Raw genomic sequence first — 13,653 nt, forward strand, 5'->3', positions numbered from 1 at the left:
TACTTTCCATTTATTCCATATCAATAAACACTGATCCGATAATAGGTACTCCAATTTGCTCTAATCGTTGTTTCGCTAATGCCATATCATCAGGTTGAACATAATCACCTTTTACAACCAAGAGAACCCCATCAGCTTTCTCAGCTATTACCAAGGCATCCGTAACACTTAACACCGATGGTGTATCCACTATGATGACATCATATTCATCACGAATGTACTCAAATACCGTAGATAATCGATGGGAATCAACCACCTCGGACGGAGATTCCACTGCAATACCACTGGTAATTAGATCTAGATGAGGCATCACATGACGATGAATCGTCAAATCTTCATCCATAATGATATGATTTGTTAATCCTTGATTCTTTACATCAAATACAACATGTTGTACTGGATTGCGTAAATTACCATCAATTAACAGCACCTTGTCATTATTCTTGGATAAAGAAATCGCTAAATTAGCGGCCACCTCCGATACACCTTCACCTGTTGTAGCAGATGTAACACACAACATTTTTCTATTTTCTGCATTACAGCGATACTGTAAATTGCTACGCAATGTTCGATAAGATTCCACAAGAGGAGTATCACCATATTCATTTGAAATTAATCGTATCGTATCCATCTTAACCTCTCACCTTGTACAACCAACGCAACACTTTATTCTTAGGTTCTTCTGTTACCGATTTTCTGTGATTAGGAATGACACCTAACATTGGCACCTGTAACATATCTTCAACATCTTTTGCAGTCTGTATTCTACGATTTCGCAAGGAGTTAACTAATGTATACAAACATCCTAAAATTAAACCGATAATAGCACTGGCAACCATAACAAGTACACGACGAGGAGCAATCGCTTTTTCTGGTAATGTAGGAGCATCGACAATTTGTACCTCATTCGGCACCATAACCTCTGCCACCTTAGCTTCTTCCAGACGTTTAGAAAGCATTTCATAAATATCTTGGGCTACATCTACATCACGCTTAGCTTGAATATACCCCCGTTCCTTTTCAGGGAGTGCTTTCATCGCATCTTCGTTATCTTTATCTAAATCAGCTAACGTAGCCTCTTTACTTTGAGCTACTGCTAAAGCAGCTTCATTTTTAAATTTATCTGTTAATAAACCTTGTTGAGCGGAGTTACTTGATGGAGCTTGCTGTGAAACAATAGCATCGATTTCCTGTTGTAAACCGGCTTGTGCTTTAGCAATCTGATCATTTACTTCCTTCATTGCAGGATGTGAATCAGTATATTTACCTACGTAACTTGCCTTACGAGCCTCTAAATCTGCTAGTTGTGATTTATAAGCTTGTACCGTTGAGCTATCTGCAATACTAGCACCTGCCGAACCTAAATCCGCATTAATGCTACCTAATGCAGCTTGCGCCGTTTCTAAATCGAGCTTATTTTGTGCCTTTTCACGATCGATTAACGTAATCTTATCTGTAAGCCCCTTCATTTGATCATTGGTAGAATAAATTTTATTATCTACTTGAAATTGTTGGAGCTTTTTCTCTGCTTCAGACAATTCCTCCTTCGCTGTTACCACTCTTTTTTGTAAAAACTCACGAGTCGCTTTTTGTTCAACTTGGGATAACTCGGCTAAGCGTTTTAAAAATGTATCAATTAATAACTGATTAGCTTCTTGTGCCTCTTCTGGGGACTTACCAGTCACACTAACTTGTAATAACTGTGTTTCTTTATATGGCTTTGTCTCAATACGATTTTTAACAAATTCTTCATACGTTGGTAGCTTACTACTATCTTCGGCAATTTCATTGATAACAGGTTCCACAACATTACGACTTTTTAAAATCTCTGCATCAGTATTCATCAATTGACGAGCCATCGTATCAGAGTAGCTTGGGTCACTAGATAGCACTGAATTACCTAAGCCTTGCGTCTGTTTAATACGCAACATAGCTGTAGACTGATAGGTAGATGGTGTTACGATTAAGTACGCACCGCCAAGGAGAATACAAATGCCAGTCACATTTATAATAGTTCGCCGTTTTCTAACAAGAATCTTGGCTATATCTTTTATATCTATAATTTGTTCCATCCCAATACCCCTTTCAAGTAGGCATACAACACCGCGGTCTCTCTTTCCGCTTAAATATTATGGTTAGGTGTATATGTTGGAATAATATCCTGTAATACGCCAATTACATCCATATCAGTTTCACAAGAATCAAAGGTGCTAATTTTTTCTATCAACCAATCACGATCAACGGTATCTAACGGGGCTTCAAAAATCTTTGTATGATTCGTTCGATTGGTTCCTTCTTCAGATGTAAGCAACTCTTCGTATTTCTTTTCACCTGGTCTAAGGCCTGTAATTTTAATATGAATATCCTTATCAGGTTCCAATCCTGATAAGCGAATCATATTTCTTGCTAAATCAATAATCTTTACAGGTTCGCCCATATCAAGTAAGAATACCTCTCCACCTTTACCCATAGCACCAGCTTGTAACACGAGCTGACTGGCTTCTGGTATGGTCATAAAATACCGCGTCATTTCTGGATCTGTAACAGTTACAGGGCCACCAGCTTCAATTTGTTTTTTAAATAGAGGAATGACGGAACCGCGACTGCCGAGAACATTACCGAAACGAACAGTAATATATTTCGTATCATATGTATCATTCATAGATATGATAACCTTTTCTGCAACGCGCTTTGTGGCACCCATAACGCTAGTTGGATTGACGGCTTTATCCGTAGAAATCATAACAAACCGTTCTACACCATGGCGACCTGCTACGTCTGCTACATTTCTTGTGCCATAAATGTTATTTAAAACGGCAGCCATTGGTTGAATCTCCATTAACGGTACATGTTTATGAGCTGCTGCATGGAATACAACTTGAGGATTATATTGAGTAAAGATTTGATCTAATTGTTGTTTATCTCTAATATCTGCAATAATTGGTATAATCGGGCCGTCTTTATATATATTTTTCAACTCTTGATTGATAAGGTATATACTATTTTCACCATGGCCTAACAATAAGAGCTGTTTAGGGCCAACACGCATAATTTGACGACAAATTTCTGAACCTATAGATCCACCAGCACCAGTAACTAGAACAACCTTATCGCGAATATAATGTTCTACAATATCCATATCGAGACGAACCTCATCACGTTCTAATAGGTCTTCTATGGATACAGGATGTAAATGGGATACTAGTACCTCATCATCTAACAATTGATACATCCCCGGTAATGTATTGACTTTACATTTAAGAGGTGAACAGATTTCCATGATATTTCTGATTTCATTACGTGTAACAGAAGGCATGGCGATTATAATTTCTTTCACCTTATTTTCTTTTACAATAGATGGGATATCATGGCGATTACCTAGTATACGAACGCCGCCCATTAGACGATTGAATTTAGACTCATCATCATCGATGAAACCAATTACCTTACGAGACCGTTTATGATACCGTTCAATTTCACGAGCAATTGTGGCACCTGCATCACCTGCGCCAATGATTAAGGTATTTACCATATCAGCATCAGTACTTTGCTTTCCACCATATTGCATGGCAATATAATGGAGTATCATTCTACCAATTCCGATAACACCGGTACTAAGAATCCAGCTAATCAAATATATGGATCTAGGTAAAGATTTATCAAATACATACATCCCTGTATAGAACAGTCCTGCTCCTAAGGTGGTCGCAATCAATACAGCAACCATTTCGCGCATACCTGCATAGCGCCATATGCGCGTATATAGATGCATGGACAAAAGCATAACAATATAGGAGATTACCATTATAGGCAATGCATCTATCATCTGATACAGATAATGTGATGTTATATAACCATCAAATCGTATAAGCAAACTGATCAATGCCACACCAATAATAGTAATAACATCTACAATAAGTAATAAGCCGGGTAATAAATATGAACGCAATGAAAGCCCCCCTTATATGACTTACATATGATACTATTTTTACTAATTAGTCTTTACCTATGCGAGATACCATGTAAACACCTGTCAAAATAGGAGCAATATCTCTAGAGAAACTAATCTTACTGTTCTTAGTTAAGTACAAGATATCGCCTTCACGCATAACGTAATTTTGGGACATATCACCAGTTTTCAACATATTATTTAAATTGATTTCAATAGGTTTTGTAGGATCATTTTGATGAATTAAGAATATCTTCTTCTTAGCCGTATCCCAGTTGAAACTACCAGCGACCCCAATCGCATCAATAACGGTACTCGATTTTGTTAATGTATAAGCACCTGGTTTATTAATTTCACCAAATACATAAACGCGTACGCCACCTAATTTTGTAACATTAACCGACACATCAGGATTGATAATGTATACGGATAATGCGTTAGATACATTTCGGGTGAATTCTTCTACTGTCATTCCATCCGCCTTAATATTACCTACCATAGGAATGGATACATATCCATCTGGTCTAATAGTGAAAGTTTTATTTGCACCTAAATCTGCTTGTTGCACTACATCAATCATGAGTTCATCCCCTTGTCGTAGACGATACTCTTGATCAGAACCAATTGTAGATGCAGACGTATTCATATTTGATGTTGTAACTACTACAGGAGAAACATCCTTTGCAAAACCCGTAGTGGCTATCGTACCTATGACAAGAGATAAAGCAATCCATTTTTGATTCATACATGCACCTCATAGCATTCATTTCAATTAACAAAACACCTTAACACAACTATTTAAATAAATTTAATATTTAATTAATTATCGTACACATATTTTATCATCGTTTCTTTGTAACTACTATATAAGCAAGATGAAGCTTCTTTATATAGTTTTCATGAAGCACCAAGAATGCTGAAATCATCTATATTTAATGCCTACTCCCTTATGTGTACTTTTCTACGCATATCGAAGTGTTGTTTTGCTCTATATATTTCTATTACTAATAAAAAATTTCTATATTTAGGAGTTTGCAAAAAAAAATGGATGTATATATCCGTTTAATAATAGATATATACATCCAAATAAATTATATTTAATTTTATTCGACACGACCGCCCAAATAAGCTTCCATGACACGAGGATCATGTCGTACTTCATCAGCTGGACCAGACAATACCATTTTGCCTGTTTCCAATACATACGCATAATCAGCGATTTTCAATGCTTGACGGACGTTTTGTTCTACCAAGAGAACGGTGGTGCCTTCTGCACTAATTTCTTTTATAGTTTCAAAGATTTCGTTTACTACTAATGGTGCAAGCCCCATAGATGGTTCGTCTAGTAGCAATAACTTAGGACGGGCCATAAGAGCACGACCAATAGCAAGCATTTGTTGTTGTCCACCAGATAATGTACCACCTAGTTGATAGCTCCGTTCATCGAGAATCGGAAAGCGTTTAAATACCTTTTTAATATCCGCTTCAATCTCATTATCATTGCGTATATAAGCGCCCATTTCAAGATTCTCGTAAACGCTCATATCTTGAAGAATTTGACGACCTTCAGGTACTAAGGAAATACCATTATGTACAATTTGATGAGTTTTATGTCCAGTAATGTCTTGACCCTCAAATAGCACCTTACCTGATGTAGGCTTTACAAGGCCCATAATAGTCTTCATTGTTGTCGACTTACCAGCGCCGTTGGCACCGATCAAGGATACGATAGACCCTTGTGGTACTTCTAAGCTAATGTCTTTTAAGGCTGTAATATGTCCATAACCAGCCACGATGTTTTCTAGCTTTAACATATTACACCTCCTCTTTACCTAAGTATGCTTCGATAACAGCCTCATTATTTTGAATTTCTTGAGGTGTACCTTCAGCAATCTTTTTACCAAAATTGAATACCACCAAACGATCACAGATATTCATCATCAATTCCATGGCATGTTCAATTACGACAACAGTAATACCTAAGTCGCGAATTTTACCAATCAATTGGCGTAACGCTTCCGTTTCACTGTCATTCATCCCCGCTGCTGGTTCATCAAGTAAAATCAATTGAGGATGTGTAGCTAAAGCACGCGCGATTTCGAGACGACGTTGCTTGCCATATGGTAATGATGTAGCAACTTCTTCAGCATCTTCTTCAAGACCTACGAGTTTTAAAAATTCATAGGCAATGCCACGACAACGTTCTTCTTCAATACGTTGGCGTTTTGTTCTTAAGAAACTAGCAACGAAACCAGAACCAGTTCGGCAATGCATACCAGTTAATACTGTTTCCAAAGCTGTCATATTGCCAAAGAGACGAATGTTTTGGAATGTACGAGCAATGCCCATTTCTACCGTTCTATGAGGTTTAATGCCTACAACAGACATACCATCAAATACAATTTCGCCAGAACTTACAGGGAATACACCTGTAATCAAGTTAAAGAGTGTAGTCTTACCAGCACCATTTGGTCCGATAACACCAAACACTTCACCTTGCTTAACACCAAAGGATATGCCTGTGAGAGCTGCAACGCCACCAAAGCTTTTACTTACTTCATTTAATTCTAATAGCATTCAGTTCCCCTCCTATCCTTGTTTATCTTGTTGTTTACGTTTATACGCTTCAAAACGTTCTGTTAATACTTGTGTTTCAGGAATGTATGGAGCTTTTTTAAAGCCTAATTTACGGCTAATCTTATCTACCATAGATTCGGTTAAGATACCATCTGGACGAACAGCCATCAAAATGACTAACAATGCACCATAAATGATATCGCGATAGTCGGATAAGAAACGCAATACTTCTGGCAACAATGTAAGAATGAAAGAACCGAGTACGGAACCCCACACTACATTAGAACCACCAAATACAGGGAACAATAAGATTTGTACTACTTTATGATAACTGAAATCTGTAGGATTGATAAAGTTTGTAATATGAGCATACAAACCACCACCGATACCGGCGATAAATGCACCGATGATGAAAGCCATCATTTTATAGTACACTACATTAATCCCCATCAACTCAGCAGCATGATCATCTGCCTTAATAGCAGCAAAGGCACGACCGACACGGCTATTGTTGATTCGTACACAGAAAGCAATAATAAAAATCAAAACGATTAGTAAAATAATGATAGCCATAATGTTGCCCCATGCAACAGCATCGATGCCCATAAGGCCATCAATATCGATTTCGTAAGCAAAATTTGTCAATTCTTGAGGAATAGATGGAATGCCGGATAGACCAAGAGCACCATTTGTCACATCTAAGTTCAAGAAGATAACACGTACTACTTCACCAAAACCAAGTGTGGCGATGGCAAGATATAGACCTTTCAATCGAGTTGTTGGCAAACCAATGATAACGGCAACTAAAGCAGCTACAAAGCCACCTACTAAAATACCAACTACGATAGGTAAATCAGCTTTCAAAGAAAGCAATGCACCCACATATGCACCAACACTCATGAAACCAGCTGCCCCAAGGGATAACTGTCCACTAGCAAGGGTGAAATAAATAGAGATACCTAGGATGGCATTGATGATGAAAAACATCACAATTTGTAGATAATAAGGGTTAAAAATATCCATTATGGTCTGCCCCCCTTATCTTTAGAACCAAATAAACCTTGTGGTCTCCAGAATAATAAGACAATGATTAAACCAAAGGCTACCGCATCACGGAATGTAGATGCACCATAAGCGACTGAGAAAATTTCCGCAATGCCTAAGATAAAGCCACCTACCATGGCACCGGTAATATTGCCAAGACCACCTAAGATAAGTACAGCCAAGCCTTTAAAACCTATAATAACACCCATAGTAGGCTCAATAGCATTGAAGGATAGGCCAACAAGTACACCGGCAGCGGCACCTAAAGCAGAAGCAATCATAACGGTAACAGAAATAATCATCGTTGGATTAATGCCTAAAAGAGCTGCTGTTTCAGTACTCATGGATACGGCACGAATGGCTTTACCAATCTTAGTCTTTTTAATAACCACATTTAAAATGACCATTAAGAGAACAGAAACGCCTAAACCGATAATTTGCACCATGGAGATTTTAAATACCCCAAAATCGATAAGACCACCAATATAATCTGGTGGGAATGATCTCGTTTGAGGGCCCCATAATAATAATGCCAAACTTTCAAGGAAGATGGAAACACCAATGGTGCTGATAAGTGGTGCCAAGTGAGACACCTTTTTCTTACGTAGTGGGCGTAACGCCACAAATTCTAATAAATAACCTAGTACGGCACCTACAGCCATCGCTACGATAAGGGCTACAAAAATGTTTACGTCAAAAACAGTTACCATAAAAAGACCAACGAAGGCACCTATCATAAAGATGCCTCCGTGTGCCATGTTGATGATATTTAAAACGCCAAACACAAGTGTTAAGCCAATAGCGAGTACAGCATATAAGCTACCGAGGGTTAACCCGTTAACTAATTGTTGTAAAAACACTATACTACCTCAACTTTTATTTTTTTAATGCGTCAAATTGACCGTTTCTAATTTGCAATACTTGAACTTCCATGGAAGGGTCGCGGTGGTCATTGAATTTGAATTGACCTGTTACACCAACGAAGTCTGCAATATTTTTCAATGCTTCGCGGAATTTTTCGCGATCAGTAGTGGAACCAGCTTTTTTCAATGCTGCTTCATACAAGTAAACTGCATCGTAAGCTTGGGCTGCGAATTGATCTGGTTCTTTACCGTATTTATCTTTATAAGCTTTACGGAAATCTTTTACCTTTTGGTCATCTTTGTTAGGGAACCAAGGTGTGCCTACGATAACGCCATCAGCTGCAGCACCTGCAATTTTGATGAATTCAGGGCTGTTGAAGCCATTGGAACCAATTACAGGTTGTTGCATACCCATTTCACGCATTTTTTTCATAATCAAAGCGCCTTCTTGGTATAGAGAAGCAACAACGATTACATCAGGTTTAGCTTGTTGAATCTTAGTTAATTGTGCAGAGAAATCGGTATCTTTATCTGCGAATGTTTCAGTATCAACGATTTGTACACCTTCAGCTTCCAATGCTTTACGAGCTGTATTGTTTACAGATACCATTTGGTCATTGTTATTGGAGTACATAATAGCTGCAGTTTTGAAGCCTAATGTTTTATGTGCTTCTTTAATTGCAGTATCTACTGCCAAGGATTCTGGTACGGCATTACGGAAAATATAATCGCCAATATCTGTAATACCTTCAGCAGTTGTAGATGTACCAAGAGCTACGACTTTGCTCTTATTTGCTACAGGGCCAGCAGCCATCATTTCACCAGATAACATAGGACCAATTACGCCTACTACTTTATCTTTAGAAATAACTTTGTTCATAGCATTAATCGCTTCGTTTTTATCACCTTTAGTATCTTCAACGAGCAAATTAATTTTTACATTGTTAGCGTCTGCATTGATTTCGCTAACAGCCAATTCTGCACCAGCTTTGATAGATTCGCCATACGCAGCAGCACCGCCTGTTGTCGTTGTTAACAATGCGATTTTAGCTTCATTATTATTTGCATTACCTGCATCTTTATTGCTACCACAACCAGCAGTAACAGCCATTACACCAGCAAGACCGAAAATGGCTGCTTTTTTTAACATGGATTTATTCATGTTACACCCTTCCTTTAATTACAATAACAGCAAATATAATAGTATAAATTATATATACTTCTATATTATGAAATATTTTTTATGTTTGTCAATTAAATCATGTATATCTTCTATAGAATTCAGATATACACCTTATAATTTTTATTTATTATGCTAATAATTCTGAAAAATGTTCCCATTTCTCATACAACTTTTGTAAGTTGCTTTCCGTATCTGAAAGCTGCTTAGATATGTTTTCCATTTCCGCTAAATCTTGTTGGACTACAGGATTTGCTAATTGTACTTCATACATTTTCATGGTCGCCTCTAATCTAGCAATTTCTTCTTCCACTTCAGCTAATTGCTTTTCAACCATGTATGTATTTGTTTTTTTCTTAGGCTCATCAGATGGAGATGTAGAAATGATTTTAGCTTCGGATTTCACATCTTCCTTAGCTACTTCTTCTACTACTTCTGTAAGAGCCGCTATATCCTGTTGTTCTTTTAATTTCTCTTTATAGTAAGAATAATTACCTAAGTATTCAGTAAGACCTTTATTCTCTAATACCAATGTTCTTGTAGATACTTGATCTAAGAAATACCGGTCATGGGAAATAATAAAACAAGTGCCACCGAATTGTTGTAATGCCCGTTCGACAATTTCACGGGTAGGTACGTCTAAATGGTTAGTAGGTTCATCGAGAATGAGGAAATTATCACCTTGTAAGAATAATTTTAACAGAGCTAAACGCGCTCTTTCACCACCGGATAAATCACCTACTAGTTTAAATACATCATCCCCTTTAAATAGGAATGATCCTAAAACATTGCGAGCTTTCTCTTCGGTGAAATTATAATTATTGATAATCTCATCTACCACTTGCCACCGATCGTGTAATTCTTCATGTTCTTGCGAGAAATAGCCCACTTGTACACGGTTGCCAATATCGATATGACCTTCTGTAGGGAATAACTCCCCTACAATAGCTTTCACCATGGTAGATTTACCAGCCCCATTAGGACCGATCAAGGCAACAGATTCGCCGCGCCTTACAACTACAGATACATCATCAATGATTGGATCATCCGTTTTGTAGCCAATAGACACATGATCTAATACAAGTACCTTATCAGCACTCATAGCAGCCGGTGGAAATTTAAAATCTAACGAATGTGAAGTTTCAGGAGCCTCTAGTCGTTCTAATCGATTTAGTTGAGATTGGCGACCTCTTGCCATCTTAGACTTAATACCAGCGCGATACTTATCAATATACTCTTCTGTTTTCTTAATATATTCTTGCTGCTTTTCATAAGCAATCGTATCTGCTTTTAAACGTTCTTCTCGTTGTGCCACATAGCGACTATAATTACCGCGATATGTTGTGGCCTTGTGATGATCTAGTTCTACCACACCAGTAACGATGCGATCCATGAAATACCGGTCATGGCTGACGATCAGAATGCCACCTCGATAGGATGATAGATAACCTTCTAACCACTCCAACATTTCCATATCCAAATGGTTTGTCGGTTCATCGAGGAATAAAAAATCTGGACTACGCACTAAGGCCTTTGCCAAATTAATACGCGTTTTTTGACCCCCAGAAAATGCATTAGCCGGTTTATATAGATCTTCATCGGTAAAACCAAGACCATAGACTATGCGTTTTGTTTTTTGTTCATAGTCATAGCCACCTAACCATTCCAATCGATTTTGTAAATAGTCTAAGCGTTGTAAGTCACTTTCACTAGCCTCATGAGTCTCTAAATATGTGGTTAACTCTTGTAATTTATTTTCTAATGCATGAACATCTTCCCAAGCTGTTTCTATTTCTTCAGCTAAACTAGCATCACCTAAGTTAACATCTTGTTGCAAATAGCCAATGCTTGCCACAGGAGACATTACAACTTGGCCTTCATCTAATTCCTCAATACCGAGGATACATTTCAACAGTGTTGATTTACCAGCCCCATTAGGGCCAACCAAGGCAATTCTATCGCCTTCTTTTATTTCAAAGGACACATTGGAAAACACTTGGCGCACCCCAAATGATTTTCCTAGGCCGATCATTCGAATGCGTTCCATTCAATACCTCCTTTATCATTCCGTAACTATTATTATACCACAGTCGCTTTCACAAAAATGACCATTTCCACGCTATCCTTTGTCTTCCGGCTATGTCTAAATAATTTACCTAATAAAGGGATATCACCGAGTATTGGGATTTTTTCAATCTGTTTTTGATCCCGATTATCCATTAAGCCACCTATGACCAATACTTCTCCTGGTTGTAGACGCACTCTAGTCTGTGCTTGTCGAGTAGTTATTTTATAAGATTTCATCTCAGATACCATAATGGGTGAACTCACCTCAGCTCGTATAGACGTATCAATGATACCATTTTTCGTCACTACCGGTGTATAGTCAAGTTTAATACCGACCTCTTCGTAATGAATGGATCTTTTTCTTTCACCATTAGAAATTGACTCTTCGATTACAGGAATTCGTTCACCTATCAAAATATGTGCGGCTTCACCATTTAAGGCCATAATGGAAGGGGTTGCAATAACAACTGCCTTTCCCGATGTTTCTAAAAGGCTAAGCTCAGGTTTAACAAAAAATTTATAGGCTTCCCCATCTGGAGCTTTTCCAAAAGAAATAGCACCATAAGAATTTGTCTTGTCATTACCATGTCCGGTTAAACTCAGCCAGGACCATCTAAATCCCGTCTCCTTCGTATAGGAATGCTCCATAGCCATAATGGTAGCTTCCAAGCGCACTTGTTTCATATCTCTATCTACAGATTGAATGATAGAGTTTACTCCTTTTTCCTCGTCTCCTGTTACATTTAATACAATCTGATTCGTTTCCTTATGCACAGCGAACTTTCCATTAGGTACTACTGTTTTTATGACAGATTCTAGCGATGTCGATGATGCCATCTTTGGTTCTACTACCACTACATGACGATGTTCCTTAGCACCAGAATGCCCCGTAACGGTTACCACGCCTCGATCATCCTGTATATCAAAATGATACATATCCCCTAAATGATGTAGCATGTCTAATGGTGACTTACCGTGTATCGTTCCTGTCACAGTTCCGTCCAATGTGTTAATACCAAGTATATCCATTTTATAACTACGACTGATGGCCTCTACCACATCGGACAAAGACGCCTTGCTAACCGTCATACTATATGTATTTTGACCTGACTCAGATTGTTGTACATGTATCGATTCTTTCGCCCATACACAAGGATTTTCTATTACACCTAAGAGTAAAACTATAATCATGATTCGCCAATAGATACACATCGTACATTGCCTCCTTCATCAAGGGTTACACCATTTTCATCTACATTAATTACCTTTACACCATGCCAAGAATCACCTTCCATAACAACAGTAGATTCTGTGCCACTGCTTAAAATTACAGCCCATTGAGGGCCATGTATTACACCATTAACATGAATTGTTTTCTGCTTATTATGTTTTGTTGTAACTGTTTCTGCACTAGAACTGCTATCTTGGTCTACTATCTTCTTACTATGTCTCCGTTTACCTGGTTTTACCTTTGATGAATCATCTTTATTATCTAAGTTCTGCTGACCTTCACCGCTATGTTCTTCATCCATCATATGTATTGAAGATACATTACTTTTGTCTAATGATTCGCCTAATACCTCATGCCAAGGAAGAGCTCGCAAGTTATTACTCGTACTGTATAACAATGTTATTTCATGAGATTTATCTTCTGATTTCGACATTACCGTTGAATCAGGCTCCATCTGGACATAATCAGCCTCAGGTGTATAAAATATGCCCCAACCAATTGCTATTCCGCCTAATACAAACAATACACCTAGACTCTTCTTGTATCGTTTACATTGAGTCACATAAGGATACAATTTTTCTCGTAAACGTTCCTGTATGTTCATTCATCAGGACTCCTTTCACATAGTAGAATTAAAATATCTATCTAGTATCAGTATGCAACACAAATATACATAAAAAAAGGACACTAATAGTCACCCCCGTGACTATTAGTGTCCTTGACAAATTATAAAATATCAGTT

At 37.8% G+C, this 13,653-nt stretch carries 12 protein-coding genes; all 12 read right to left on the reverse strand.

All coding sequences use genetic code 11. The features are described 5' to 3' along the window. Nucleotides 1–10: 10 nt before the first annotated feature. Complete coding sequence (locus HMPREF1151_RS02225; RefSeq protein ID WP_005384243.1) at nt 11–631, reverse strand: CpsD/CapB family tyrosine-protein kinase; 621 nt, start codon at nt 629–631, stop codon at nt 11–13. Between the two features lies 1 nt (nt 632). Further along, entirely contained in the window at nt 633–2,072 is a 1,440-nt protein-coding gene (locus HMPREF1151_RS02230) for a GumC family protein (RefSeq protein ID WP_009660956.1), read from the reverse strand. A gap of 50 nt (nt 2,073–2,122) precedes the next feature. Further along, the gene (locus HMPREF1151_RS02235; RefSeq protein WP_009660893.1) at nt 2,123–3,949 is read right to left on the reverse strand and encodes a nucleoside-diphosphate sugar epimerase/dehydratase; all 1,827 of its coding nucleotides are present in this window, start codon (nt 3,947–3,949) and stop codon (nt 2,123–2,125) included. Between the two features lie 46 nt (nt 3,950–3,995). Then, the gene (locus HMPREF1151_RS02240) at nt 3,996–4,694 is read right to left on the reverse strand and encodes a polysaccharide biosynthesis/export family protein (RefSeq protein WP_009660852.1); all 699 of its coding nucleotides are present in this window, start codon (nt 4,692–4,694) and stop codon (nt 3,996–3,998) included. Nucleotides 4,695–5,052: 358 nt separating this feature from the next. Further along, complete coding sequence (locus tag HMPREF1151_RS02245; RefSeq protein WP_005380876.1) at nt 5,053–5,763, reverse strand: ABC transporter ATP-binding protein; 711 nt, start codon at nt 5,761–5,763, stop codon at nt 5,053–5,055. A gap of 1 nt (nt 5,764) precedes the next feature. Beyond that, a complete protein-coding gene (locus HMPREF1151_RS02250; RefSeq protein ID WP_005381052.1) occupies nt 5,765–6,526 on the reverse strand; it encodes an ABC transporter ATP-binding protein in 762 nt (253 codons plus the stop codon). Nucleotides 6,527–6,538: 12 nt separating this feature from the next. Then, on the reverse strand, nt 6,539–7,549 hold the full coding sequence (locus HMPREF1151_RS02255; RefSeq protein WP_005380802.1) for a branched-chain amino acid ABC transporter permease: 1,011 nt from the start codon (nt 7,547–7,549) through the stop codon (nt 6,539–6,541). Beyond that, the gene (locus tag HMPREF1151_RS02260; RefSeq protein WP_005376806.1) at nt 7,549–8,430 is read right to left on the reverse strand and encodes a branched-chain amino acid ABC transporter permease; all 882 of its coding nucleotides are present in this window, start codon (nt 8,428–8,430) and stop codon (nt 7,549–7,551) included. Before HMPREF1151_RS02260 ends, HMPREF1151_RS02255 begins: the two co-directional genes overlap by 1 nt. Before the next feature lie 16 nt (nt 8,431–8,446). Continuing rightward, the gene (locus tag HMPREF1151_RS02265; protein WP_009660944.1) at nt 8,447–9,595 is read right to left on the reverse strand and encodes an ABC transporter substrate-binding protein; all 1,149 of its coding nucleotides are present in this window, start codon (nt 9,593–9,595) and stop codon (nt 8,447–8,449) included. 148 nt (nt 9,596–9,743) lie between these two features. After that, on the reverse strand, nt 9,744–11,660 hold the full coding sequence (abc-f, locus tag HMPREF1151_RS02270) for a ribosomal protection-like ABC-F family protein (protein ID WP_009660848.1): 1,917 nt from the start codon (nt 11,658–11,660) through the stop codon (nt 9,744–9,746). Between the two features lie 32 nt (nt 11,661–11,692). Further along, nucleotides 11,693–12,892 carry a type II secretion system protein GspD gene (locus HMPREF1151_RS02275; RefSeq protein ID WP_009660850.1) on the reverse strand — a complete coding sequence of 400 codons (1,200 nt, stop codon included), beginning with the start codon at nt 12,890–12,892 and terminating at the stop codon, nt 11,693–11,695. Continuing rightward, the gene (locus HMPREF1151_RS02280) at nt 12,868–13,515 is read right to left on the reverse strand and encodes a hypothetical protein (RefSeq protein WP_009660862.1); all 648 of its coding nucleotides are present in this window, start codon (nt 13,513–13,515) and stop codon (nt 12,868–12,870) included. The genes HMPREF1151_RS02275 and HMPREF1151_RS02280 overlap by 25 nt, the downstream gene beginning before the upstream one ends. Between the last annotated feature and the right edge of the window lie 138 nt (nt 13,516–13,653).

Source organism: Veillonella sp. ACP1 (assembly GCF_000286635.1).
GTDB lineage: Bacteria > Bacillota > Negativicutes > Veillonellales > Veillonellaceae > Veillonella > Veillonella atypica.

Excerpts from the sequence above, each read along its gene's own strand:
- HMPREF1151_RS02225 (WP_005384243.1), bottom strand. The coding sequence starts at position 631 with ATGGATACGATACGATTAATTTCAAATGAATATGGTGATACTCCTCTT.
- HMPREF1151_RS02230 (WP_009660956.1), bottom strand. The coding sequence starts at position 2,072 with ATGGAACAAATTATAGATATAAAAGATATAGCCAAGATTCTTGTTAGA.
- HMPREF1151_RS02240 (WP_009660852.1), bottom strand. The coding sequence starts at position 4,694 with ATGAATCAAAAATGGATTGCTTTATCTCTTGTCATAGGTACGATAGCC.
- HMPREF1151_RS02245 (WP_005380876.1), bottom strand. The coding sequence starts at position 5,763 with ATGTTAAAGCTAGAAAACATCGTGGCTGGTTATGGACATATTACAGCC.
- HMPREF1151_RS02250 (WP_005381052.1), bottom strand. The coding sequence starts at position 6,526 with ATGCTATTAGAATTAAATGAAGTAAGTAAAAGCTTTGGTGGCGTTGCA.
- HMPREF1151_RS02255 (WP_005380802.1), bottom strand. The coding sequence starts at position 7,549 with ATGGATATTTTTAACCCTTATTATCTACAAATTGTGATGTTTTTCATC.
- HMPREF1151_RS02265 (WP_009660944.1), bottom strand. The coding sequence starts at position 9,595 with ATGAATAAATCCATGTTAAAAAAAGCAGCCATTTTCGGTCTTGCTGGT.
- abc-f (WP_009660848.1), bottom strand. The coding sequence starts at position 11,660 with ATGGAACGCATTCGAATGATCGGCCTAGGAAAATCATTTGGGGTGCGC.
- HMPREF1151_RS02275 (WP_009660850.1), bottom strand. The coding sequence starts at position 12,892 with ATGTGTATCTATTGGCGAATCATGATTATAGTTTTACTCTTAGGTGTA.
- HMPREF1151_RS02280 (WP_009660862.1), bottom strand. The coding sequence starts at position 13,515 with ATGAACATACAGGAACGTTTACGAGAAAAATTGTATCCTTATGTGACT.